Annotated in this window: 18 protein-coding genes; 5 read left to right on the forward strand and 13 right to left on the reverse strand. The window is 31.8% G+C overall.

Translation table 11 applies throughout. The features are described 5' to 3' along the window. Positions 1-81 precede the first annotated feature (81 nt). From RHP49_08285 to RHP49_08295, 3 genes are all read right to left on the reverse strand, one after another. Positions 82-2,106, reverse strand: coding sequence for a hypothetical protein (locus RHP49_08285; protein WNH14237.1), 2,025 nt, complete (start codon positions 2,104-2,106; stop codon positions 82-84). Positions 2,107-2,360: 254 nt separating this feature from the next. Next, the gene (locus RHP49_08290; protein WNH14238.1) at positions 2,361-5,102 is read right to left on the reverse strand and encodes a TonB-dependent receptor; all 2,742 of its coding nucleotides are present in this window, start codon (positions 5,100-5,102) and stop codon (positions 2,361-2,363) included. A 268-nt stretch (positions 5,103-5,370) separates the two neighbouring features. After that, positions 5,371-5,754, reverse strand: coding sequence for a carboxypeptidase-like regulatory domain-containing protein (locus RHP49_08295; GenBank protein WNH14239.1), 384 nt, complete (start codon positions 5,752-5,754; stop codon positions 5,371-5,373). Between the two features lie 195 nt (positions 5,755-5,949). On the opposite strand from RHP49_08295, the gene dgt reads away from it, so the two are divergent. Beyond that, the gene (gene dgt / locus RHP49_08300) at positions 5,950-7,290 is read left to right on the forward strand and encodes a dNTP triphosphohydrolase (protein ID WNH14240.1); all 1,341 of its coding nucleotides are present in this window, start codon (positions 5,950-5,952) and stop codon (positions 7,288-7,290) included. Positions 7,291-7,438: 148 nt separating this feature from the next. Here dgt and dxs read toward each other — a convergent pair whose 3' ends face one another. Continuing rightward, the gene (gene dxs / locus RHP49_08305; GenBank protein WNH14241.1) at positions 7,439-9,205 is read right to left on the reverse strand and encodes a 1-deoxy-D-xylulose-5-phosphate synthase; all 1,767 of its coding nucleotides are present in this window, start codon (positions 9,203-9,205) and stop codon (positions 7,439-7,441) included. 39 nt (positions 9,206-9,244) lie between these two features. On the opposite strand from dxs, the gene RHP49_08310 reads away from it, so the two are divergent. Continuing rightward, positions 9,245-9,694 (forward strand): nucleoside deaminase, encoded by a 450-nt coding sequence (locus RHP49_08310; protein ID WNH14242.1) that lies wholly within the window; start codon positions 9,245-9,247, stop codon positions 9,692-9,694. A gap of 333 nt (positions 9,695-10,027) precedes the next feature. On the opposite strand, the gene RHP49_08315 is transcribed toward RHP49_08310, so the two are convergent. The 9 genes from RHP49_08315 to RHP49_08355 form a co-directional block, all read right to left on the reverse strand. Further along, the gene (locus tag RHP49_08315) at positions 10,028-10,264 is read right to left on the reverse strand and encodes a hypothetical protein (GenBank protein WNH14243.1); all 237 of its coding nucleotides are present in this window, start codon (positions 10,262-10,264) and stop codon (positions 10,028-10,030) included. Positions 10,265-10,266: 2 nt separating this feature from the next. Continuing rightward, on the reverse strand, positions 10,267-12,054 hold the full coding sequence (locus RHP49_08320) for a chloride channel protein (protein ID WNH14244.1): 1,788 nt from the start codon (positions 12,052-12,054) through the stop codon (positions 10,267-10,269). A gap of 125 nt (positions 12,055-12,179) precedes the next feature. Then, positions 12,180-13,973 (reverse strand): chloride channel protein, encoded by a 1,794-nt coding sequence (locus RHP49_08325; GenBank protein ID WNH14245.1) that lies wholly within the window; start codon positions 13,971-13,973, stop codon positions 12,180-12,182. 57 nt (positions 13,974-14,030) lie between these two features. After that, positions 14,031-15,800 (reverse strand): APC family permease, encoded by a 1,770-nt coding sequence (locus RHP49_08330; protein ID WNH14246.1) that lies wholly within the window; start codon positions 15,798-15,800, stop codon positions 14,031-14,033. Positions 15,801-15,810: 10 nt separating this feature from the next. Further along, positions 15,811-17,559, reverse strand: coding sequence for an aspartate--tRNA ligase (aspS, locus tag RHP49_08335; protein ID WNH14247.1), 1,749 nt, complete (start codon positions 17,557-17,559; stop codon positions 15,811-15,813). A 109-nt stretch (positions 17,560-17,668) separates the two neighbouring features. Then, on the reverse strand, positions 17,669-21,187 hold the full coding sequence (locus tag RHP49_08340; GenBank protein ID WNH14248.1) for an efflux RND transporter permease subunit: 3,519 nt from the start codon (positions 21,185-21,187) through the stop codon (positions 17,669-17,671). Positions 21,188-21,197: 10 nt separating this feature from the next. After that, positions 21,198-22,367 carry an efflux RND transporter periplasmic adaptor subunit gene (locus tag RHP49_08345; protein WNH14249.1) on the reverse strand — a complete coding sequence of 390 codons (1,170 nt, stop codon included), beginning with the start codon at positions 22,365-22,367 and terminating at the stop codon, positions 21,198-21,200. A gap of 12 nt (positions 22,368-22,379) precedes the next feature. After that, the gene (locus RHP49_08350; GenBank protein WNH14250.1) at positions 22,380-23,723 is read right to left on the reverse strand and encodes a TolC family protein; all 1,344 of its coding nucleotides are present in this window, start codon (positions 23,721-23,723) and stop codon (positions 22,380-22,382) included. Between the two features lies 1 nt (position 23,724). Beyond that, positions 23,725-24,330 carry a TetR/AcrR family transcriptional regulator gene (locus tag RHP49_08355; protein WNH14251.1) on the reverse strand — a complete coding sequence of 202 codons (606 nt, stop codon included), beginning with the start codon at positions 24,328-24,330 and terminating at the stop codon, positions 23,725-23,727. 124 nt (positions 24,331-24,454) lie between these two features. On the opposite strand from RHP49_08355, the gene RHP49_08360 reads away from it, so the two are divergent. From RHP49_08360 to RHP49_08370, 3 genes are all read left to right on the forward strand, one after another. After that, a complete protein-coding gene (locus RHP49_08360; protein ID WNH14252.1) occupies positions 24,455-25,429 on the forward strand; it encodes a polyprenyl synthetase family protein in 975 nt (324 codons plus the stop codon). Beyond that, complete coding sequence (locus RHP49_08365; protein ID WNH14253.1) at positions 25,429-25,779, forward strand: hypothetical protein; 351 nt, start codon at positions 25,429-25,431, stop codon at positions 25,777-25,779. Before RHP49_08360 ends, RHP49_08365 begins: the two co-directional genes overlap by 1 nt. Before the next feature lie 72 nt (positions 25,780-25,851). Beyond that, a complete protein-coding gene (locus RHP49_08370) occupies positions 25,852-26,286 on the forward strand; it encodes an Rrf2 family transcriptional regulator (protein ID WNH14254.1) in 435 nt (144 codons plus the stop codon). Positions 26,287-26,304 lie beyond the last annotated feature (18 nt).

A 26,304-nucleotide genomic window follows, 5' to 3' on the forward strand; every position in this document is an offset into this window, starting at 1 on the left:
AAGAAAAAGCATCCCTAATGGGATGCTTTTTCTTTTTTATATAAACTTTCTTTTCTATTAAAGGAAAGCCATTTTTTTATATTATAAGCTAGCGTTTCTCCATGTCCAAGTAGAAATATCAACTTTTGTACCTGTGTTATATGCATCTGTAGTAGTAGCTGCATTACCATCAATGATTACATTGGCAAGTGGACCATCATCTTTCATGTCAATGTTTTTATCATAACCTTCTAAGTAAAGGTTCGTGATAGTACCACCAGATTGTTTCTTAAATTGTAAAGCAGTTCCTCCTACTGTAGAAATAGCAGTTACATTTACAAACTTTGGATTTCCATTATCTTTATCTCCTTCAAAGGCTGTAGAGAAATCAGCTAGAGTATGGGAAATATAAGCATTGGTTACAGTGCCATTCCATCCTTCAGTCCAGTCAATAGCATCATCAAAATTATTTTCTAAGTAGATGTTAGTTACAGAAACAGTCCCTCCAAAGAATTCAATACCATCATCTTCACCATCAATTACAGAAATGTTTTCTAAAGTTGTTCCAGAACCAACAGCATATAGTGACACACCGTTGTATTGAGATTCAGAGTTAATTTGAGCTCCTGTGCCTTTAAGTACTAAGTAAGTAACAGAACCAGAACTTTCAGTATCGTTAGTGCCTCCATAAATGAATCCACCAATTTCAGCCTTAGCATTAACACCTGCAGTAGTAGTAGCGTTTCCACAAATTGTTAATCCACCCCAGTCTCCTGTATTAGCATCTGCCGAAGAAATAACAACTGGATTAGTAGCAGTTCCTTGAATATCTATTTCACCACCTTGTAAAACAGCAATATAAACTCCTGTGCCACCATCTCTAGCAGTAATTTTAGTTCCAGCAGGAATTGTTAATTTTGCACCACTTTGTACAATATAAGAAGAGTTAAGTGTGTAATTTACTGATGCGTCTAAAGTTACATTACCAGTAACAGCACCTTGTAATAAACTGCTCTCAAAAGAAATATCTGAACTTACCCATGGGAAATCATCAGCAGTTATAGTAGGAACAGCAGTCGTGTTTAGAGCAAAATCAAAAATACTTTCGTCTACATCTGGAGTAGTATCGTCATCTTCAACCATTGCTACAGGTGTATAGCCATCATTAAAAATTACACTTGAAGTTGGAGCACCATCTTTCATGTTTAAATCTAAATCATAACCTATTAAAGTTAGACCATCAATTGTACCACCAGATGTTAATTTGAATTGTAAAGCAGTACCACCAACTGTTGAAACAGCAGTAATGTTATTGAATTTAGGGTTACCATTATCTTTATCACCTTCAAAAACTGTAGAGAAACCTTCTACTAATGCACTTGTATGTGTGATATATGCATTAGTAACAGAGCCATTCCACCCTTCAGTCCAATCGATAGAATCATCCCAGTTATCCTGTAGGTATAAATTAGAAACAGAAACGGTTCCACCAAAAAACTCAACACCATCGTCTTCTCCATTAATTACAGCAACATTATCAACTAAAGTACCAGAACCAACAGCATAAAAAGATATCCCATTATATTGAGAATCTAAACTAATTTGAGCACCAGTACCAACAATTTGTAAATATCTTATAATACCAGAACTATCAGTATCATCAGTACCTCCATAAATAAAACCTCCAACTTCTGCCTGTGCATTAGCACCTGCAGTAGTAGTTGCTTTACCACATAAAGTTAAGCCTCCCCAATCCCCAGGGTTACCATTTGCAGATGACATAACAACTGGATTTCCAGGTGTACCATTAATATTTATTTGACCTCCCATTAATACAGCTATATAAACATCTGTACCACCATTATCGGCAAGGATTTTGGTTCCTGCAGGAATGTTTAATGTTGCACCGTTATCAATAATAAACGATCCTGTTAAGCTATAAGCAGTACTTGCAGAGAGTATATAGTCTTCTTTTAAAGTTCCTTTTAAAATACCAGCTTCTAAGTTAGCTATAACTTCCGTATTTTCTTTACCTATTGGATTTGGATCTTCAGAATCACAACTGGTTAATGTAATGGCTGCAAATACTGCGGCTATTCCAAAAAATTTTACAAATACATTCTTCATTTTAATTTTTTATTTAAGTTTTATAATCAATATTTTGTTGCACAAAGAAAACAGATTTATGTTTCCTTCTGTTTAATTAAATATTAAGCATAAGTTACCTTTCAATATGAAAATCTTTCTTATGTTAAGTAAGTGTTAATAGTAGTTTAATAGGATAAATCGATTAAAAATAAACCATCCTTAACATATAATGTAGAGGATGGTTTTAAGTATTTTAATCCTATAAAAGATTTAATAATTTATGTGTTTCGATTTTAGAAATCGTACTTCAAACTTAAATTTAATTGGGCTCCTTTTTTATAGGATAAAACCACTTTATTAGTTTCAACACTTGTATTAATATCTCTTATTAATTGTTTTTGTTGAATGTCTGGATTTAGTAAATTTCTACCTACTAATTTAAGTTGTAATTTTTCGGTTAGCATTTTGCTTACTACTAAGTCTAGAGTAAAGAAGCCTTTTTCAATTATTTCATCATTATATAATACAGCACTGTTACTAAAATCTTCAGGAGATCCTAAGGCAAAAACCTTATCAGAAGAATAATTTCCAGTTAATGTAGCATTAAATTCTTTTTTAGTTTGACTATTATAACTTAAAGAACTGTTTAAAATTAAATCTGAAGCACCTTGTAAATCAGATTCTGTTACATTTTTATATTGAAACTCTTCTAATAAATCTTGGTTAAACCACATTTTGGTTATGTTGGTGTTGAAGTCTAAAATATGTTCTTCATCTTCATTTTTAATAAGCCCTAATCTTGCTTCTAATTCTACACCAAATACAGTAGCTTTTTCCCCAGTATTTGAATATTGAAATATTCCTGAAGAGCCTCTGGTTTGTGCTAAGTTAATAGGTCTTTTAATGTCTTTGTAAAAAGCTGTAGCAGAAAATAATTGACCTTTGCTAGGAAAAAATTCATACTTTAAATCGGCATTAAAAACATCCGACTTTTCTAAATTAGGATCTCCACTAGTAACACGACCAGTTGGTGATACATATTCAAATGGTGCTAATTCTTTAAACTCAGGTAAGGTTTGTGTTAAACTTGAAGCAAAACGAACTGCATGCTTTTCGTTTAACTCATATTTTAAGTTTAAACTTGGGTAAAGTTCAGAATATTCTTTTTTGATAGACCCTACACGCCCCACAAAATTGGCAACATCCCATAGTACGTTTAATTCATCTCGTTCAAATCTTACACCTGCATTACCTGAAAACTTTGCACCAAAATGAAAATCTAAATTGGCGTAACCAGCCATAATGTTTAAGTCGGCTTCATATCTATCTGCATCTCTTTCTCTTAAAACTAAACCGTTATCAAAATTGTCTGCTGTAAAAGTTTGAGAAAATTGATCTATAGATGGTACTTGAAAACCTCTTGCTCTTACACCAATAAATAACGAACTAAATACACGGTCTTTTTGGCGATAGTCTGCTCCAAAATTTAATTTGAATGGGTGGTTTTCATCCTCATCTAATGTGCCGAAAGAAATCGCATCATTAATATAGGCATTGTATTCTGTGTCTTCAATTTTTTGATTAGACTTTCTTTGTTGAAAATCTCCAACGTGGGCATATTGTACGGTGTTTGCATCCAATATGTTTGCTTCGTTTCTAATTCTATTTGGTTCTTGAGCTAAAACATAGTTGTAACCAGCTGCCCAAGTTAGTTTATTGTTTTCTGTTATATTATGATCACCTTCTATTTGATTTACTAATAAAATAGTTTGTTTAAAATTTTGATCTCTTACAAAAGCACCATCTTCTTGCGGATCTTGATCGAATACATAACCTTCACCATTTCTACCTTGTTCGTAAACATTATCGTTACTTGTATTAACAGATAAACTACTAATTTTAAGTTTATGATTATCATTTAACTTCAATCCTAAATTAACATAACCCGTAGTGTTTGTTTTGGTATTAAAAGATTCGGTATCTGTAAATTCGTTGTCTAAGATGTTTGAACGGTAACTTCTAAAAATACCTTCTTGATATTGGTGTGTTTTAGAGTGAGAACCCGCAACAAATACTTTTAGTTCTTTACCTAGTACATTAAACTTCTGTGCTCCAGAAAGTGAGATGCCGTAATTTCCAGTGTTTTTTTCTTTAAGAGGATCCCAGCTTTGTCTGGTAATTAAGTCTACTAAGGCGTATTCTTTTTTGTGAAAGCCTAAAGTTACATCTTCTGTTGCTACACTTCTTTTAAAAGACCCATCTAAACCTAAAACATTGATGTTGTATCCAGAGTTTAAATTAATAGAAGCTCCTTTTTTAGAATATCCTTTAGAAGTAATATCAACGTTCCCTGATGTTTGGTCTGCGTAGCTAGATGTTGTATACGTTTTACTAATCCCAACATTTTCAATCATATTCGTTGAAAATAAATTAAGATTGATGTTTTTATTATTTACATCGTCAGAAGGTATTGGTAAACCGTTCATTGTAGTTGATAAATATCTATCACCTAAACCTCTTATGTAAATATCTCCAGACCCTTCACTTTTAGTAACACCAGAAATTTTTGTGGTTGCAGATGCAGCATCAGAAACACCAATTTTAGACAAACGCTCTGCCCCAATACTTTCTTTAATAACTACCGCTTTCTTCTGTTCTAATAATAAAGCTGTTTCACTTTCTCTTTTTGTTGTAGTTGTAATTACAACTTCATCTAAAGAGGCTGCACTTGCACCCATTGGCACATTTACTTCTGTTATTTTTCCAGCAATAATTGTTACAGGTATTTCTTGAGTTTCGTAACCTACAAAGCTAAATATTAATGTATACTCTCCAGCGTTAAGATTTTCAAAAGTATATAACCCATCAAAATCTGAAGTTGTTCCTGTTGTTGTGCCTTTAATTAAAACATTAGCAAATGCTAAAGGTTCATTATTGTATTCTTTGTCGATTAACTTACCAGACACAGAACCAGTGTTTTGAGCATATGAAATTGTTGCCGAAACAAACAGTAACAATAGTGTGATTTTTTTCATTCTTTTTAGTTTTTATCTCCGGCAAAGAACGAAACACTATGTGAATAGAGTGTTATCTATAGATTAAAGAACTGTCATAAAAGTGTTAGATAAATGTTACCTTATTGCTGTTTGATTTCTTAATTAGTTACAATTAATTAACATTAAAAACCAAAAGGTTTTCTAATAAAAATTATAGATAATGAAAGTTAGATATAAAAGTAATATAGTTGCTTTACTTATATTCTAATACGTATTGTAAAAAAAGAAGAACTAATAAACAGTTTAATTATTGAGCAGTAGTCGTTTTAGGATCAGAATCTGCGCTAGCCATAACTAGAGCTAAATCATTTAAAGAAATGCTGCTAGCAGCTAAAGATAATTTTACTTCAGAAGGCTCGTTAGAATCAACATGAACATCAATTTCTTGAGATTCATACCCAACAAAGCTGCAAACTAGAGTGTAGTCGCCATCTTCTAAGTTTTCAATAACAAATAAACCAGTTAAGTCTGTGTCTGATTTTATAGAGGTTCCTTTAACTAAAACACTAGCAAGGACTAAAGGCGAGTCATTCATTTCTTTGTCTAGCACTTTACCAACAATTAATCCAGTATTTTGCCCAAAGGAAAATATGGTAAAAAGAAATAAAGAAATGTATATTAAATGTTTCATTTTAGTTTGCTATAAATATCACAACAAAGAAAAAGATTACTAAATAAGCATGTGTTACTAAAAGGTTAATGATTTATAATTAAAATGTTACCTTAATGTTAACAGATAAGAGTTTAAAATTTGATGGTTTAAGTCAAATTTAAAAGCTTTCTTTTTATTGAATTTATTTATCTTGCCAACACTTAATAAATTACTATGAACTGGGAACAACTATTATCTTTAAAACGTTTTGGCGATACCAATAAACGTATACGAAAAGAGCAAGACGAAACACGTTTAGGATTTGAAGTTGATTACGATAGAATCATTTTTTCATCAGAATTTAGAAGTCTACAAGATAAAACGCAGGTTATCCCATTATCTCAAACCGATTTTGTGCATACGCGTTTAACTCATAGTTTAGAAGTTAGTGTCGTTGGTCGTTCATTAGGACGATTAGTTGGGAAAAAATTGTTAGAAAAACATCCACATTTGCAACGTGTTCATGGGTATCAAGCGAACGATTTTGGAGCTATTGTGGCAGCAGCGGCATTGGCACATGATATTGGAAACCCGCCTTTCGGGCACTCTGGAGAAAAAGCTATTGGCGAATTTTTTAAAACGGGAGAAGGAAGTCAATATGAAGAACAATTAACAGCAAAGGAATATCAAGATTTATGTGATTTTGAAGGGAATGCTAACGGATTTAAAATTTTAACAGAAAGTAGAGCTGGTAGAATTGGTGGCTTACGTTTAAGTTATGCAACACTAGGTGCCTTTACAAAGTACCCAAAAGAGTCGCTTCCTAAAAAACCAACAACACATATTGCCGACAAAAAATATGGTTTTTTTCAAAGTGAAAAAGAGGCTTATAAAGATATCGCTAAAGAATTAGGTTTATTAAAGCGAAGTGATGCAGCTATTAGTTACGCGCGTCATCCGCTCGCATTTTTAGTAGAAGCAGCCGACGATATTTGTTATACCATTATCGATTTTGAAGATGGTATTAATTTGGGGTTAATTCAAGAAGAGTTTGCTCTTGAATATTTGTCGAAAATAATAAGAGATACCATTAAACCAGAAAACTATTATGCCCTTTCAACTAAAGAAGACCGTATCGGGTATTTACGTGCTCTAGCCATTGGAACGCTTATTAACGAAGCAGTCGATATTTTTATGAAACATGAAGATGCTATCTTAAATGACGATTTCGATTGTGCTTTACTTGACAAAAGTAAATACGAAGCACAAATAAACGATATTCTAAAAATTAGTATAGAAAATATATATCAGTCTACTGAGGTTGTCGATAAGGAAATTGCAGGCTATGGTGTTATTAATACCTTGTTAAACACCTATACCAATGCTGTAAATAATTGTTATAATAATACGGCTTCCAATTACGATAAACTAATTATAAAGGGCTTACCGAAGTCAATAAAAATAGAAAATAGCAGTTTATACGAGCGATTATCTAGTGTGTGTTATTATGTGTCCTTGCTATCAGACAGTAAAGCAATTTTAGATTATAAGAAAATAAAAGGCATTAGTTTTTAGAATATTATTTTGGGCGTTACCCTGTCGGGTCGGGCTTTTTGTTGCAATCTTTTTTTTAACGTCATAGCGAGAAGAAACGACGAAGCAACCTGCCAAATCTTAGCCAAAACAAAATATGTTTCTATGAGCAGAAAAAAGGATTTTCACTTCAATCCCTAACGCGGGCGTATTTGCCAAAGTAGTTTATTAAACTTTCAACATCCAGGCCAATCAGTTTTTGAAGTTCACTAACTTTACCATGCTCTATAAATTTATCAGGAATCCCTAATGTTTTTATGGTGTTTTTATAATTATGTTCAGCAGCAAATTCTAAAACAGCACTTCCAAAACCACCTTTTATACTATTGTCTTCAACGGTAATAATCGTGCTATATTTTTCAAAAATAGTATGAAGTAAAAGTTCATCTAAAGGTTTTACAAAACGCATGTCGTAATGAGAAACATCCAGGTTTAAAATAGCTTCCGAAACATTGTTAGCCATATTTCCAATACTTAAAATAGCTAAATTTTTACCAGCTTTAAGCTGAATGCCTTTACCAATATCCATTTTAAAAAATGGTTGTTTCCAATGTGTTGTAACGCCTTTACCTCTAGGGTAACGAATAGCAATTGGTTGTTCTAATCCTAATTGCGCTGTGTACATGATGTTTCTTAATTCAACTTCATTTCTTGGAGCAAAAATAATCAGATTAGGAATGCACCTTAAATAACTTAAATCGTAAACACCATGATGTGTTGCACCATCTTCACCAACTAATCCAGCTCTGTCTAAACAAAAAATAACAGGTAGTTTTTGTAATGCAACATCATGAATTATTTGATCGAAAGCACGTTGTAAAAAGGTTGAGTAAATATTACAAAACGGAATTAAACCTTGGGTAGTCATCCCCGCTGCCAATGTTACAGCGTGTTGTTCGGCAATACCAACATCAAAAGCACGTTCTGGCATGTCATCCATCATGTATTTTAACGAACTTCCCGTAGGCATAGCAGGTGTAATGCCAACAATATTTTTATTTTGTTTGGCAAGTTCTACAATAGTATATCCAAAAACATCTTGATATTTAGTGAATTCTGAAGGCGATTTTGAAATAAGATCTCCTGTAGAAGCATTAAATTTTCCTGGAGCATGGTATTTAACTTGGTCTTCTTCAGCTTGTTTTAAACCTTTCCCTTTTGTGGTTATTATGTGTAAAAATTTAGGGCCTTTAATAGATTTTAAGCGTTCAAGTTCAGAAATAATTTTAGCAATATCATGGCCATCAATAGGTCCTGAATAATCAAAATTTAGGGCTTTTATAATATTATTTCTTTTTTGAGTGCCCTTTTTTACATTAGTTAAATATTGTTTTAATGCACCAACACTTGGATCGATACCAATAGCGTTATCATTTAAAATCACTAACAAGTTGGCGTCTGTAACTCCTGCATGGTTTAGGCCTTCAAAAGCCATTCCGCCAGCAATACTAGCATCACCAATAACAGCAATATGCTGTTTTTCTGTTTCACCTTTTAATTTGGAAGCAATTGCCATACCCAATGCTGCAGAAATAGATGTAGAGGCATGTCCAACTCCAAAGGCATCATAAATGCTTTCCTCTCGTTTAGGGAAACCACTTATGCCACCTATTTGTCTGTTAGTATGAAAATCATCTTTTCTGCCCGTTAGTATTTTATGTCCGTAAGCTTGATGTCCCACATCCCAAATAAGTTGGTCGTCTGGGGTGTTAAACACATAATGTAGAGCGATTGTTAATTCAACTACACCTAAACTAGCACCTAAATGGCCTTCTTTTGTAGCAACTATGTTAATGATAAACTCACGTAATTCTTTTGCAAGTATAGGTAAGTCTTCTTGTTTTAAAAGACGAAGCTCTTTGGGAGAGTTTATAGTATTTAAAAATGAGTTTTGCACAGGGCAAAAGTACGAGAATGAATTAGTATTTTTGCTATTATGATAGAACCTTTTGATGACACCTATTTTATGAAACGCGCCCTTCAGGAAGCTGAGATTGCTTTTGAGAAAGGTGAAATACCTGTAGGTGCTGTTATTGTTATTGACAATAGAGTTATTGCTAGAGGTCACAATTTAACTGAAATGCTTAATGATGTTACGGCACATGCCGAAATGCAAGCTATTACTGCAGCAGCTAATTTTTTAGGAGGTAAATATCTTCAAAAATGTACGTTGTATGTAACTTTAGAGCCTTGCCAAATGTGTGCAGGGGCTTTGTATTGGAGTCAGATTTCTAATATTGTTTATGGTGCAAGAGATGAAGAGCGAGGGTGTATTAATTTGAAAACAAAATTACATCCTAAAACCATTATAAAAGGTGGTGTAATGGCTGATGAGGCTTCCGCTCTTTTAAAACGTTTTTTTATTGAAAAGCGGAATTTGAATTAACTTGTCATGTCGAAACGAGGAACCATTGAGACATCACATAATAAGTGATTTCTAATAAGATTTTGTGACTTCGTGTTTTTTGAGCGACAAAAATTATGCGATTTCTCATTGCATTCGAAATGACAAAAGCTTTTAATTTATTTTTATATCTATGTAAATATTATAATTAGCACGAAATTGAAAACTGTATATTAAATCGAGGTTAGGGATTGAAGAGGAAATCCTTTTTGTAAAGCACAAGCAAAAAGATTGCAACCTTTCGACTGCGCTCAAGATAAACTCTAGCGCGACCTCCTAATAGCTATCGGGAAAGGGAATACCAAAAAAATAAAATTAATTACGTTTATCGCCTTCGCGTTCTCGCATTTTATCTAAATTTTCTTTAGTTAGCATATAGTCTTTAATATCTTTATCTTTCCAATGGTAGTATGCAAATAAAGGAAATACTATAATAAAAAGACCTAGAACTCCAAAGCCAATAAGTTTTTGAGAGTATTCTAAATCTGTTGTAAGACCTAAAATAATACTTGTAAATGCTGCAATAGCTAATAAAAGGATAAAGTATTTCATTATTATTTAGTAAAATTAATTAGTTGACGCCTGTAAGCAGTTAATAATTTTGATTTTGAAATATAGCCAAAATATTTGCCATTTTTTATAACGGGTAAATTCCAAGCACCACTGGTTTTAAATTTATCCATGATTTGTTTCATAGAATCCTTATTGTAATCAATGATACCTGCATCAGCATGCATCAGGCTGGCAGCGTCAACATTATCATATAAGTCAGAATTAAACATAATGTGCCTAATGTCATCAAGTCGAATAACGCCTAAAAACTCTTGTTCATCATTTACGACAGGAAAATGATTTCTAGAAGATTTTGAAACGGCGTTTTTTAAAATATCTCCAAGTAGCATCTCTGGTTTTAATATAACAAAATTGGTTTCAATTACTTTATCAATATCCATAACCATGAGTACATTTTGGTCTTTATCGTGGGTCATGAGTTCGCCGCGTTTAGCAAGTTTTAATGTGTAAATGGAGTGCGATATATAGTGTTTTGTAATGGTAAATGAAATGGCTGATACAATCATAAGTGGTAGGAATAGTTCGTAACCGCCAGTTATTTCTGCAATAAGGAAAATAGCTGTTAACGGGGCGTGTAAAACTCCTGCCATTAGGCCCGTCATTCCTATTAGTGTAAAGTTGGATTCTGATACTTGAAGACCGAATCCAATATTATTAATTATTTTAGCAAAAGCGTTTCCAAGAGCGCTTCCCATCACCAGTGTCGGAATAAATAAACCGCCTACACCGCCAGCACCAAAAGTAGTTGTCATGGCAATAGCTTTAAAAACAGCAATGCCAATTAGCAGCCCAATAACAATCCATATATTTGATAAATCAAAATTGAAAGGTGTTGTTCCTATGGCAGCTAAATGATCTCCTTTTAAAAGATTATTCATAATACCATAACCCTCACCGTAAAGAGGTGGTATAAAATATAGTATAGTACCTATGGCTAAGCCTCCAATTAATAACCGTATGGCACGACTTTTAAATTGATTAAAAAAGTTAGTAATGGCAAAAAATACTTTTGAGAAATAGACAGAAGCCAATGCTGTGACTAAGCCAAGTACTGCGTATAAGGCAATGTCGTTGACTTCGAATTTGTCAATTAATTCAAATCTAAGTAAAACATCTGTTCCTAAAAACATATAAGATGTTACAACTGCTGAAATTGATGCTAATAAAAGAGGTACTAAAGACGCAAAAGCAATATCTAAGCTAAATATTTCAACAGCAAACACAATTGCTGCAATAGGCGCTTTAAACATGGATGCCATAGCTCCAGTAGCTGCGCAACCTATTAACAACATTCTGGTTTTGGTATTCATGTGAAATAATTGTGCCGCATTAGAGCCCAAAGCAGCACCTACACTTACTGCGGGACCTTGTAAACCTACCGATCCACCAAAACCAGCTGTTAAGGGAGCTGTAATTAAAGACGCATAAATATTATATCTTGGAATGATGCCATTTAGTTTAGAAATAGCATGCAGAGTTGATGAAATACCATGACCAATATGTTTTTTTAACCAGATTTGTTTTATTATATAAACCAAAAGCAATCCAATTATTGGAAAAATAAAGTACAAGGTGTTTTGGTAGTTTTTAAAAAAATTTAATTCAAAAAGTAATTGAATGTAATGCGTTAGGTTTTTAAGTACTACTGTGCCCATACCAGCTAAAAAACCAACTAATATGCTAAGTATGTAAACAAATTGACGCTCGGAAATATGTTTATATTTCCAAATTAAAAATTTGAATAAAAGGCTTTTGGAATTAGATGGCATTTTATAAAATTACTAAAAAAATTTATATGAAAACCGGGTTTAGTTTTTTATGATTTTAAATTAGTTTTAAGCTTAAAAATATGCCGATATAAGATAAGGTCCTTTATTTCCTCTTCTATGTTTTTTTACGAATTATTCTGTAGTGTAATTAATTGACGTCTGTACGCTGTTAATAACTTAGACTTAGAAATGAAACCAAAATAAATTCCGTTCTTTTTAACAGGTAAATTCCATGCGCTACTGTCTTGGAACTTTTTCATAATGTCGGTCATTTTATCAGTGTCCAGATTTATGACTTCAGGTGGTTTTTGCATCACATCGGTAGCTACAACTTCTTTGTATAAAGATTGATCGAACATAATGGGTCTTAAATCATCTAAAAGAATAATACCTTGCAATTTATGAGTGTCTTTTTTTACTACTGGAAAGATATTTCGATTAGATTTTACAACAGCTTTATGTATAATTTCTTCTAAGGTCATTTCTGGTCTTATGATTATAAAATTTGTTTCTATAACTTTATCTATGTCCATTAATGTTAAAACAGCATGGTCTTTATCGTGTGTTATCAATTCACCTTTTCTACCTAGTTCCATATTATAAACCGAATGCGGTTTGAAATATTTAGTAATACTAAACGATATGGTTGCTGTAAGCATTAACGGGATAAAAAGTTCGTATCCGCCAGTAAGTTCTGCAATTAAGAAAATAGCTGTTAGGGGAGCGTGTAAAACCCCAGCTAATAAACCTGCCATACCAACTAATGTAAAATTACTTTCGGAAATAGGGCTGTTAAATAATCCACAGTTATTTACTATTTTAGACATACAATACCCCATAATACTTCCCATAAACAGCGTTGGTGCGAAAATACCTCCTACACCACCTGCACCAAAGGTCAAGGAACTGGCTATAATTTTAAAAAGCATGAGTCCTATTAAAAGTAGAACAACAACCCAAATGTTGTTTAAATCCATTTGAAATAAATTGTTCTTTAAAGCTTTTTCTGGGTTACCAACAATTAAATTATTTATAACATCAAACCCTTCACCGTATAATGGCGGAATTAAAAAAACAAGTATTCCAATACCAATACCACCAACAACTAGTTTTTTTATAGGCGAATCTAGTTTGTCGAAAAGTTTCTGAATTCTATCATATACTTCAGTAAAATAAATAGAAACAAATGCCGCGATAATACCTAATAAAATATAAAAAGGGGCGTCTGAAATAACAAATTTATCTTCAATTCTAAATGGTAGTAAAATATCGTCTCCAAAGAAAAAATAAGAAGTTAAAATAGCAGAAAGTGATGCTAACAAAAGCGGAAGCATAGAAGCTATTGTTAAGTCTAAACTAAACACTTCTATAGCAAAAATGATAGCAGCAATAGGAGCTTTAAATATGGCAGACATAGCTCCTGCAGAGGCACAACCAATTAAAAGTGTTCGAGATGTTTGATTTAAATGAAACATTCTCGAAATGTTTGAACCTATAGCTGCTCCTGTTGCAACGGTAGGACCTTCTAACCCTACAGATCCTCCAAAACCAACGGTAAGAGGAGCGGTTAAGATAGAACCGAACATTTGGTATTGCTTCATGATACCCTTTCGTTTAGAAATGGCATAAAGCGTTGATGGAATACCGTGGCTTACTTTGTTTCTAATAACATATTTAATAATAAAATAAACAAGTGTTAGTCCTAAAATAGGGAATAGAAATAAGAATGCATGATGGTATTCGTTAATTAATTTACCTTCTAGTACATGCTGAATAAAGTGTGTTAAATTTTTTAGAACAACAGCGCCAAGACCTGAAGTGAAACCAATTATTATACTTAGTATATATACAAATTGCCTATGAGAAATATGCTTAGCTCTCCAGATTAAAATTTGTTTTAATATTGTTTGTTTAGGCATGGTTGAATCTAAAAAAAATGCTGTTAAAGTAGGAATTTAATAAAGAGGCATATTCTTTTAAATAATAAGTCTAACGCCACCCAAATCTTGGATTTTATATGGGAATTTATCACTAGGAGAGCCAATAAACATGAAGTTGATAGGAATACTCCACTTTTTTGATAAATTTTTAATCAAATCTGGACTAAATTTACCTTTTTCAATAATAAATTCAATATCAATTTCTGGATATTCCCTATTTAAAAAATCAATTTCTTGTTCTAAGTTTTTAGGAAGAACATCATTCTTATCTAAGGCTAAAACAATTTTAAGTTTTTTGGTATGCTCATTCTTAGTAATATATAGCATTACTTTATTAAGCGTAGCAATATTGTCTCCTTTAGTAAAAAAAACAAACTCTTGTGAATTTATTTTATTGATTGTATTTAGTATTTTTTTGTCAGTTCTCAATACTAAACTGCGAATAGGATCAAAAATACTATGTATTACATTTAATAAGAAGTTTAATAGAACGATTCTATTAAGCATAATAATTATGAAAATAATAGTTGGGATAAAATAATCAAGAAACACAACTAAATTACTAGGGGTGTCATCTTTAGGAGTCATTGAGATATTTCCAACTAATGCTACAATAACAGCAAAAATGGCTAAAAGAACAGCTCCCCATGTTGCTTTTTCAGGTCTAGGTAATTGGCTCCTTTTTACTTTTAGTAAAATGTTTCCAATACCAAATAACACCATAACAGATAAGAATGAAATGGTATAAACACCTGCTAATAATTTAACATTTCCATTAGTAATAAGTAAAACAGAAACGGATAATATAAAAAACATTAAAATAATTCTATAGGAGCTCCCTTTTGAGTTTTTCTTTAAAAAAAACGGAGGTAAGATTCTATCTAAAGTCATACGTTCCAATAAACCAGAAACACCAACAAAACTGGTTAATACGGCACCACTTAATACTAAAAAGGCATCAATGGATATTAAAATAGCAATCCAGTTTCCTCCAACATGAGCACCCATTTCAGTTAATAACGTATTTTGATATGCATCACTTTGTAAAAGAGGAAGCGAAAAAAGAGCTAAAGCAAATATGGCCATTAAAGGGTTTATTACACTAACAACAATCCACATGTTTTTAAGTGTTTTTGGAAAAACACCTTTCTCTTGTTCTTCAACAAAATTAGCAGAACTTTCAAAACCAGATACGCCTAACATAGATGCGGCAAAGCCTAAAAATATGGCTGTTGTAATACTTCCTCCTGGTACAGGAAGTTTCCAGTTTTCAAAAAATAGACTTATACCATTTTGACTAAGAAAATATATGATAAACGCACTTAATATAGCTAAGGATATTAAATGAAAAATAAAAATACCTATAGCAACTTTAGCAGATTCTGTTATGCCTCCAATAGTAAGTGCTGCAAAAACACCTAATAGCACAATAGTAGCTATTATTATAGGCATAGAAGTAATTAGATGATGTAAATAATGAATAGCTTCATTAGCAGAAATAACAGCTGTTGCCATATAAGAAAGCAATGTTAAGGTTGCTGCAAATGAGGCTAAAAATTTGCTAGTAGTATTTAACAAGGCATTATATGCGCCGCCATTTAGAGGAAGTGCTCCAACAACTTCACCATATATTTTTCTAAAAAGAAATAATACAACAGATACTATTAATAATGTTATCCATGCATATTGACCTGCAAATGCAATAGCAAGTGCCGAAACATATAAAACAGAAGAGCTAATATCATTACCACAAATAGCTGTGGCTGCTAATTGGTTTAATTTCTTAGTATGCCCTTTCTTTTTCATTATTTCAAAGTTATAACTCTATTTTAAGGTGAAGTTCACTTAATTGTTTATCATCAATTGGTGCAGGTGCATCAATCATAACATCGCGTCCCGAATTGTTTTTTGGAAACGCAATAAAATCACGTATGGTTTCTTGTCCGCCTAAAATAGCAACTAGTCTATCTAATCCAAAAGCTAAACCACCATGTGGTGGAGCACCATATTGAAAAGCATCCATTAAAAAACCAAATTGTGCTTTTGCTTCTTCTTCTGTAAAGCCTAAATGTTTAAACATAATGGCTTGGGTTTCTTTATCATGAATCCTGATAGAGCCACCTCCAATTTCATTTCCATTTAATACTAAATCATAAGCATTTGCTTTTACGTCTCCTGGATTAGAATCTAATAATTCTAATTGTCCAGGTTTTGGTGAAGTAAAAGGGTGATGCATCGCATGGTAATGTCCTGTGTCTTCATCTAATTCTAACAAAGGAAAATCAATAACCCAAAGTGGTGCAAAAACTTTTGGGTCTCTTAGGCCTAAACGTTCTGCTAATTCCATACGTAAAGCACTTAATTGTGCACGAACTTTATTTTTATCACCAGAAAGCACACAAATTAAATCTCCTGGTTTAGCACCAGTAACTTCAGCCCATTTTGCTAAATCGTCTTGATTGTAAAATTTATCGACTGATGATTTGTAACTTCCATCATCATTACATCTTGAATAAACCATTCCTAAAGCACCAACTTGCGGACGTTTTACCCAATCAATTAATTTATCAATTTCTTTTCTCGTGTAACTATTTCCTCCTGGAACAGCGATACCTACAACTAATTCGGCATTATTAAAAACACCAAAATCTTTATGTTGTGCAACGTGGTTAAGTTCACCAAATTCCATTCCGAAACGAATATCTGGTTTGTCGTTACCATATAAACGCATGGCATCATCATATAATAATCGCGGAAATTTTTCAACTTCTACACCATTTACTTCTTTTAGTAAATGACGTGTTAATCCTTCAAAAACATTTAAAATATCTTCTTGTTCAACAAATGCCATTTCACAATCTATTTGTGTGAATTCTGGTTGTCTGTCGGCACGTAAATCTTCATCTCTAAAGCATTTTACAATTTGAAAATATTTGTCCATACCACCAACCATAAGCAGTTGCTTAAAGGTTTGTGGCGATTGAGGAAGTGCATAAAACTGACCTTCATTCATTCTTGAAGGTACTACAAAATCTCTTGCACCTTCTGGAGTCGATTTTATTAAATAAGGCGTTTCAACTTCTATAAACCCTTCTTTAGATAAATAGTTTCTAACTTCTTGAGAAACTTTCGATCTGAAAATCAAACTGTTTTTTACTGGGTTACGGCGAATATCTAAATAACGATATTTCATGCGTATATCTTCACCACCATCGGTTTTGTCTTCAATGGTAAAAGGAGGAAGAATAGATTCGTTTAAAATAGTTAGTTCTGAAACTAATATTTCAATATCACCAGTTGGAATATTTGGGTTTTTTGAAGCACGTTCAATAACGGTTCCTTTTACTTGAATTACAAATTCACGTCCTAAGTTTTGAGCTTGCTCCATCATTTGTTTAGATGTGCGTTCTTCATCAAACACCAATTGCGTAATACCATAACGGTCACGTAAATCTACCCACACTATAAAACCTTTATCTCTAGATTTTTGAACCCAACCTGAAAGGGTTACTTCTGTATTAATATTTGTAGCTGTTAATTCGCCACAATTATGACTTCTGTACATTGTTGTATAATTGAAGTGCAAATTTACATAAGTTATATGACTATAAAAATGAAAAAAGCCTCAATATTTTATTGAGGCTTTTTTACTATTAATTGAGTTAGTCACTTAATTAATCTATTCGTTTATTCATATTAAAAACTTCTTGAGGAATTCCTTCTTCAGAAATTGTTTTTCTTCGCAACCACATTTTTAGTTTCATAGTTAAAAAGAATAAAACAGGAACAACTATTAATGTTAAAAAGGTTGCTACAAATAAGCCATAAATAACTGTCCAAGCTAATGGCCCCCAAAACACAACATTGTCTCCTCCCATATATATATTAGGGTTAAAGTCTTTAAATAAAGTAAAGAAGTTAATGTTTAAACCAATAGCAAGAGGTATTAACCCGAGTATAGTTGTTATTGCTGTTAATAGTACGGGTCTTAAACGGGCTTTACCTGCTTTTACAATACTTTCAAATAAATCTTTAGTTTCTAAATACTCAGATTCATCTAGGTTTTTTTCATTTTTCTTTCTATCAATAAGTAGTTGTGCATAATCTAGCAATACCACACCATTGTTAACTACAATTCCAGCTAATGAAATAATACCAACCATAGTCATCATAATTACAAAGGCAGAGCCAGATATTACAAGACCACCAAAAACACCAATAAAACTTAAGAAAATAGCCAACATAATAATTGTTGGTTTTGATATTGAATTAAATTGAAATATTAAAATAAAGAATATAAGCATCAAACCTGTTCCAAATGCGCCCATTAAAAAGGTCATTTGCTTATTTTGCTCTTCAATTTGTCCTGTGTAATCTATTTTAACATTTTCAGATAAACCATCGTAACTTTTCATTTCATTCTGAATTTGTGTAACAATAGCACCGGCATCTGTAAAACCAGGAGCTAAAGCTGAATAAACTGTTACAACACGTTTAGTTTCTTTATGTTTAATAGCACTAAAGCCAGAATTGTTTTCATGTTTAGCTACAGTAGATAATGGGATGTTTTTTATTTGACCAGAAGCCATATCCCTAAAGGTTATATTCTGATTAAATAAGGCACTGGTATTATATCTGTTTTCTTTATTAAAGCGAACATAAATATCATAATCATCGCCACCTTCTTTATAAATCCCTGCTTTTGAACCAAAAATAGAGTTACGTAATTGCTGACCAACTTGTGAAGCACTTACTCCTAACTCACCTGCTTTTTTACGATCTACCGTTACTTTCATTCCAGGCTTATCTTTATTTACATCTATTTTAAGCTCATCAATTCCTGGAATATTTTTAGTGTTAATAAACTCGCGCATGTTTTCTGCAGTTGCAATGAGTTCATTATAATCATCACCTTCTATTTCAATATTAATTGGAGCACCTGCTGGTGGGCCATTAGCATCTTTTTCAACAGAAATAAGTACACCAGGATAAATACCAGCTAAAGCAATTTGCACTTTTTGACGTAACAACTCACTATCTTCACCTCGTCTATATTTATACTCTCGCATTGATGCTGTAATTTTTGCTTTGTGTGGCATTTCAGCTGCCGAACCACCATCGGTTTGAGGGTTTCCAGCACCTTCACCAACTTGTGAAACAGCATTTTCTACTAAATAGTTATAATCACCATCTTTATATTGACTATCATCTAAAACTTTAAATACACGTTGTTCAATTTCTTTAGTAATAGCATTTGTTTTTTCAATAGCAGTTCCTTGAGGATATTCTATATAAACAATAATTTGATTAGGCTTATTATCTGGAAAGAATTCTACTTTAGTACGTTGCGTAGCCAAAGAAGCACCAAATGCTATAAATGCTACAATTAATAATAGGAAAGTACTAATACTAAAAACATAAGGCATTTTACCAGAGAGCGCATAACGGAGTTGTTTTTCATATGCATTTTCTAACTTTTTAAGCGTTTTAGTTTGAAAACTATTTGCCCATTTGCGTAAAAATAAACGGTATACCCATAACAAAATTGCCGTTATTACCATGAGTGTCCCTAAGGCTCTATATTCACCACCAACAATAAATATAAAAAGCCCTATGCCAGCCATAATACTTGTTGTTTTAACTATTTGTTTTAAAGGCATGTCTTTGTCTTCAGTATTCATAAATTGAGATACCAAAACAGAGTTAAAGAAAATAGCAACAAATAATGATGACCCTAAAACAACAGAAAGCGTTATTGGTAAAATCATCATAAACTCACCCATAATTCCTGGCCATAATCCTAAGGGAATAAAAGCAGCAACAGTTGTAGCTGTAGAAATAATGATAGGAAATGCTATTTCTCCTATACCTTTTTTAGCAGCTTGAATTCTACTCATGCCTTCTTCATCCATTAAACGATATACGTTTTCAACGACTACAATACCGTTATCTACAAGCATCCCAAGTCCCATAATTAACCCAAAAAGCACCATGGTGTTTAAGCTATGACCAAGTAAATTTAATATCATGAGAGACATAAACATGGACATTGGTATTGCAAAACCAACAAATATGGCATTTTTAAAGCCTAAAAAGAACATTAAAACTGTAACAACTAAAAGAACTCCAAAAATGATGTTATTGACTAAATCGTCTACTTGACCAATAGTTACTGAAGATTGATCATTTGAAATAGTGACTTTCAAATCTTGTGGAAAATCATTTTCAATAGCATTTTTAACAATAAGTTGAATTTTTTCTGCGGCTGCAACCATGTTTTTTCCTGCACGTTTTTTAACATCTAACATAACAACAGGTGCGCCAAATTCTCTTGCAAAAGTGGTTTTATCTTCATCTTTAAATGAAACAGAAGCTACATCTTTTAGGTAAATAGATTTTTCTTTTTCAGATTTTACAACAAAGTTTTCCAATTCTGATGGACTTTCTATTTCTCCAAGAACTCGAATGGTCCGTCGTTGTCCACTTGTTATTAAATTACCTGCAGACATAGTTACGTTACCTCCATTAATAGCGTTTATTATATCGCTAAAAGTAACTTGTGCAGCCATCATTTTATAAATATCTACTGCTACTTCAACTTCTTTTTCCTGTGCACCACGAATATCTGCTTTTTTAATTTCATCCAAGTCTTCTATTTCATCTTGAAGTATTTCAGCATATTCTTTTAGTTTTTCTATAGGATAATCGCCAGAAATATTAATATTAAGAATCGGCATTTCTTCAGATAAGCTCAACTCAAAAACATCAGGTTCTACTTTTGCCCCATTAAATGTTGGCCAATCTTCACTTGAAGTTTCAGTATCAATCTCATCTTTTACTTTTTGTTTTGCCTGCTCAACGGTTATATGTTCATCAAACTCAACAATAAGCATTGAGTAATCTTCTTGAGATGTTGAGGTAATTTCTACCTTATTACTTACTGTTTTTAATTTGTCTTCTAAAGGGTCAGTAATAAGTTTTTCAATATCTTCGGCTGTATTTCCAGGAAAAACAGAACTTACATAAATTTTAGTTTCATTTACTTCAGGAAAATTTTCTCTAGACATATCGAAAAAAGCAGAAGCACCTAAGTAGAAAATAACTAAAATAAGCACATACATTGTAGTCTTATTATTTATAGCCCAAGATGATAATCCAAATTCTTTATCTACTTGTTTTTTTTGTTTAGTCATAACTCTTTGATTATTGATTGATTACTTTAACAGTTTGACCGTCTTTTACACTTCTGGCTCCTTCTTGTATAATTTCAGAACCATTTTCAATGCCACCTAAAACCTCAATAACATCGCCTTGCGTTTTGCCCGTTTTAATAATAATACGTTCTGCAATCCCTTCGTTATTAGCATTTTTATTTTTTATAACATAAATATATTGATCTCCTTCAGCATTTTCAGAAATGATACTTTGGGGAATTAATAAGGCATTTTCGTTTGAGTAGTCGTTAATTTTTAGTTTTGCTGTTAAGTTTGGTTTAATGTTCTTGTCTTTGTTTGGTACAGCAATTTCTACTTTGAAAGTCCTGTTTGCTGGATTTATAAAATTACCTGCTTGTCTTACTTTTGCATCAATAGTTTTTCCTAAAACAGGAATTTCTACTATAACATTTTTATTTTCAGTAACACTACTTACATATCTTTCAGGAACATCTGTTTCTATATACATATTGTCTAAATTTACAATACGCATTAATTGAGATTGACCTGGTTGTACGACACTTCCTTGTTCTGTAATAATATCGTCAATAGTACCATTAAAAGGTGCTCTAACACTTGTTTTAGCAATTTGTTGTTTTATTTGATTTACAACTTGCGATTGTGCTTCATAATTAGATTTAGCTTGTAAATATTGAATTTCACTACCAATTTTTTGATTCCAAAGACGCTCTTGACGGTCATAAGTTGTTTTAGCTAAATTCGCTTGAATTTCTGCTTGAGCTAATTGTTGACTTAAACCACCATCATCTATTTTTGCTAATAATTGTCCTTTGAAAACTTTTTGTCCTTGGGTTACATATACTTTAGATAATACACCACTGAACTCAGGAAAAATAACTAAAACATTTTTTGTACTTACATTACCCTGTAGTTCTAAATAATGATTAAAAATTTCATGTTTAGCTGTAAATGTAGTTATTAAAGGTATTTTTTTTGTAGTATCTAAAATGGATATTTTATGATCTAACTGTTTTAATTGTCCAGCTATTTCTTGCTGTTTGGCTACAATTTCAGATCTTTTAAGTCTGATTTTTTCCAAATTTTCAGTGGCAATAACGTTTTCTACTGATTGCTTTTTGTCGCCCCCACAAGAGGTTAAAAAAAGTGTTACGATTAATAGTGGGTATATAATTTTCATTTTTGATTGATTTTAATTGTTTGTTGTATTTAATACAGTTTCTAGTTCTGCTTTTTTATTTATTACATCGAGCATGGCTTGAAGAAATTCTTGTTGCGAACTATATAATTGTGTTTGTGCTTGTCTTAATTCAAAACTAGTAGCTATACCTTCAAAAAATTTGATTTGGTTTTTTGCTTCTATGCGTTCGGCTAGATTTAAGTTTTGTTTTTTATTATCATAATCTTCAATAGCAAATTGATAATCGCTTTTTGCAGATGCAATTTGTAATTTTAATTTTTGTTCGGTTTCTGTTAAATCTTCTTTGGCTTTTTCAAGATTTATTTTAGCGCGTTGTGTTGCAGCACTTCTTCCGCCAGAACTAAAAATAGGAATGTTCATGCTTACACCTAACAAAGAAGAACCAAACCATTTTTGGTCTTTCTCTAAAAAACTAAAATTATTGTTGTTACCTGAATAACCACCATTAACAAAGCCTTTTAAGGTTGGCAATGCTTTGCTTTTTTCTAACTTTAAAAGGAGTTCTTTAGATGTTTTATCATTTTTAGCTATTTTATAATCGATATTATTATCAATATTGTCTTCAACTTCTAGCAAGTCTAAAACAATATTTTGAGCTGTTAAACTTTCTAAACTGTCTGTTAAAGTCGTTTTGTTGTTTATATCTATTCCTAATGTGATATTTAACATTTGATATGCCAGTTTTTTTAAACGCGAGGTATTGTTTAAAGTGCTTTCAATTCCTGATAATGTAATTTGTAGTTGTTCTACGCTTTCTTCATCTCCTAAACCATTTTCATATATTTTAGTTGATTCATTAAGATTTTTCTTTAGAACATCCATATTACGTTCTAAAATCTTTACGCTTTCTTCGGCAAGAAGTACATTTCCATAAGCGTTTATTACGGCTTTTCTAACTTCTAAATCTGTTTTTTCTTTTGCATTTTTAGAGATTTCTAAATACACTTTTGCAGATTGAAGTCCTACTAAATACGAGCCATCAAAAATTAATTGTTCTAATTTTATAGTCCCATTCATGGTTTGTTTAGTGCCAAACGCTACTTCGGCAAACTCACCAACATTTCCACCAAAAAATTCTGCTGGAATTAATGATACTTGCTGTTTTAGCCAGTTGTTATAATCTATACTTGCACTTATTTGTGGTAACCCTATTGTGGTGGTTTCCCATTTTTGTTTTTTAGCAGCATCAATATCTCGAGATGCATTTTTAGCTGTTCTGTTATTTTCTAGAGCATAATCAATGGCGCCTTGTAAGCTAAAATTATATAAGTTTTCTTGAGAAAACCCTTTGACTATTATTAGTAAACTAAAAATTAATATTAGTTTGTTTTTCATTTTATGATTGATTTGATGTTATAATTTCATTTAATAATTGTAATCCTTTTTCTGTAACAATAGCTCTTAAGTGGTATTCTAAGAAGCTTCCCATTAGGTATTCCATGTTATATATTTTTGAAGGAAAATAAGTGTCATCTTTTATGCCTACCATACCATTAAAATACATTCTAGAAATAAAATCAATATTAATACTCGACCTATATAATTCGATATCTATTCCTTTTTGAAGACTCTCTTGAACCGATTCATGCATTTTTTCAAATTGTTTCAAATGCAAACGTTGGTATATTTGTGGGTAATATTTTTTAAGTTGATATTGAGGTGATGTTTTTTCGTTTTTAAGATATTGCATCACAAACATTTTTATGTCATATAATTGTTGAATAGGGTTTTGTGATGTATTACAAATACCATCAATGCCTTCGCAAATATTTTCAAAAACCTCAAAGGTTACAGCCTCAACAAGTTTCGTTTTATTAGCAAAATGGACATAAATGGTTTTTTTAGATATGGCCATATTGGTTGCTATATCATCCATGGTTACGCTTTTAAACCCTAGGGTTAAAAACATTTCTGCTGCTTTATGGGTAATTTTTTCTCTCATAATAAGGCGCGAAATTACAACAGGAAACTTTAAAAACCTAAAAAGTTTCCAAAGTTTTATGAAAATTTAACACATAATTTACATTGAGAGTTTTTAATACCATGAATTACTTTATTTTTACAACATGCTTTCAATAGAAAAATACCAACATGTTTTTGTTGAATATTTAGAAAAATATTCAGCTGTTAAAGAACCAGAAACTTTATATAGTCCTATTCAATATATTTTGAATTTAGGAGGAAAGAGATTGCGTCCGGTTCTAACTTTAATGACTTCTGAAGTTTTTAATCAAGATTATAAAAAGGCTTTAAATGCTGCTTTAAGTATAGAGGTATTTCATAATTTTTCTCTAATTCACGATGATATTATGGATGATGCACCTTTAAGAAGAGGTAAAGCTACGGTGCATGAAAAATGGGATGTAAATACAGGAATTCTTTCTGGTGATGCCATGTTAATTATGGCGTATCAGTTATTTGAAAATTATGATGCCAAAACATTTCAAGCATTGGCGAAACTTTTTAGTAAAACAGCTTTAGAAGTTTGTGAAGGACAACAATATGATGTCGATTTTGAAACGAGAAATGATGTTACTATTGACGAGTATTTAAAAATGATTGAATATAAAACAGCTGTTTTAGTTGCAGCTGCTATGCAAATGGGAGCTATTGTTGCAAATGCTTCAATTGAAGATCAAAACAATATTTACCAGTTTGGCAAAAACTTAGGTATTGCATTTCAATTACAAGATGATTATTTAGATGCATTTGGCGATCCAAAAACGTTTGGAAAACAAGTAGGAGGTGATATTATTGAGAATAAAAAAACGTATTTATATATTAAAGCTTTAGAATTTTCAAATGAAAACGATAAAGCTGAATTAAAACAGCTTTTTTCATCAAACCCAGAAGATATTTCTACCAAAATTGAAGTAGCAAAGCAGTATTTTGAATCATCGGGCTCTGCTGAAGTTACTAAAATAGCCATTGAAGAGTATACACAAAAGGCTTTTACAGTTTTAGAATCTATAAATATATCTGAAGAGAAAAAGGCATTATTAAAAGCTTTTGGCAATAGTTTAATGAATAGAACCGTTTAATGCAATTACCAACTACTTTTGAAAATTTAATTGAAGAGGCAAATCAATTAGATTTATATAAAAAGCTAATTCTTCAACTTAATAAAGATTTTTTGTTAGCCAATATTGATTTAGATTTTCATGTTGAAATTCTACCTACTAGCTTAAAACTTTTATTACATGAAACCGTATACAAGCTCATTCAAGAGAAGTTTGCCGACTATCTTAATTTACTTTATATTATAGATGTTTCTGAAAAAAAGGTTAAGGCATTAGATGGTGATGATACACTTAAACTTGCAGAAGATGTGGCGTTTTTAATTTTAAAACGAGAATGGCAGAAAGTTTGGTTTAGAAATAAATATAAATAAGTTAATTAATTAGGATAAAATTATCTTAATTAAAAACATCTTCATATATTTGCATAAAATAATAATCATTTTATGTTTTCCAAAGCTTGTGAGTATGGTATTAAAGCAGCAATTTTTATTGCAACAAAATCTTATGAGGGCAAACGAGTAAGTCCGAAAGAAATTTCCATTGAAATAAATTCTCCACAAGCTTTTACAGCAAAAATATTACAAGCTTTAGTAAGGCATAATGTTGTAAATTCGGTAAAGGGAGCATACGGTGGTTTTGAGATTGATAAAAAAGATATTAAAGTTATAAAGCTATCTCAAATTGTAAATGCTATAGATGGTGATAATATTTATAATGGTTGTGGCTTAGGGCTTGATATATGTGATGAAAAACACCCTTGTCCTGTTCATGATAAATTTAAAATTGTGAGAGACGAATTAAAACACATGTTAGAAAACACAACGTTGGAAGAATTGGCGCTTAATATAAAATCTGGCGTATCATTTTTAAAGGTCTAAAAAAATTTGAATATAAAT

The sequence above is a fragment of the Flavobacteriaceae bacterium HL-DH10 genome (assembly GCA_031826515.1).
In the GTDB taxonomy this organism is placed as follows: domain Bacteria; phylum Bacteroidota; class Bacteroidia; order Flavobacteriales; family Flavobacteriaceae; genus Thalassobellus; species Thalassobellus suaedae.

Coding starts and splice junctions, on each gene's coding strand:
- RHP49_08310 (WNH14242.1), top strand. CDS start 9,245: ATGATAGAACCTTTTGATGACACCTATTTTATGAAACGCGCCCTTCAG.
- RHP49_08325 (WNH14245.1), bottom strand. CDS start 13,973: ATGCCTAAACAAACAATATTAAAACAAATTTTAATCTGGAGAGCTAAG.
- RHP49_08295 (WNH14239.1), bottom strand. CDS start 5,754: ATGAAACATTTAATATACATTTCTTTATTTCTTTTTACCATATTTTCC.
- RHP49_08315 (WNH14243.1), bottom strand. CDS start 10,264: ATGAAATACTTTATCCTTTTATTAGCTATTGCAGCATTTACAAGTATT.
- RHP49_08340 (WNH14248.1), bottom strand. CDS start 21,187: ATGACTAAACAAAAAAAACAAGTAGATAAAGAATTTGGATTATCATCT.
- dgt (WNH14240.1), top strand. CDS start 5,950: ATGAACTGGGAACAACTATTATCTTTAAAACGTTTTGGCGATACCAAT.
- RHP49_08285 (WNH14237.1), bottom strand. CDS start 2,106: ATGAAGAATGTATTTGTAAAATTTTTTGGAATAGCCGCAGTATTTGCA.
- RHP49_08370 (WNH14254.1), top strand. CDS start 25,852: ATGTTTTCCAAAGCTTGTGAGTATGGTATTAAAGCAGCAATTTTTATT.
- RHP49_08355 (WNH14251.1), bottom strand. CDS start 24,330: ATGAGAGAAAAAATTACCCATAAAGCAGCAGAAATGTTTTTAACCCTA.
- RHP49_08350 (WNH14250.1), bottom strand. CDS start 23,723: ATGAAAAACAAACTAATATTAATTTTTAGTTTACTAATAATAGTCAAA.
- RHP49_08365 (WNH14253.1), top strand. CDS start 25,429: ATGCAATTACCAACTACTTTTGAAAATTTAATTGAAGAGGCAAATCAA.
- RHP49_08320 (WNH14244.1), bottom strand. CDS start 12,054: ATGCCATCTAATTCCAAAAGCCTTTTATTCAAATTTTTAATTTGGAAA.
- aspS (WNH14247.1), bottom strand. CDS start 17,559: ATGTACAGAAGTCATAATTGTGGCGAATTAACAGCTACAAATATTAAT.
- RHP49_08360 (WNH14252.1), top strand. CDS start 24,455: ATGCTTTCAATAGAAAAATACCAACATGTTTTTGTTGAATATTTAGAA.
- RHP49_08330 (WNH14246.1), bottom strand. CDS start 15,800: ATGAAAAAGAAAGGGCATACTAAGAAATTAAACCAATTAGCAGCCACA.
- RHP49_08290 (WNH14238.1), bottom strand. CDS start 5,102: ATGAAAAAAATCACACTATTGTTACTGTTTGTTTCGGCAACAATTTCA.
- RHP49_08345 (WNH14249.1), bottom strand. CDS start 22,367: ATGAAAATTATATACCCACTATTAATCGTAACACTTTTTTTAACCTCT.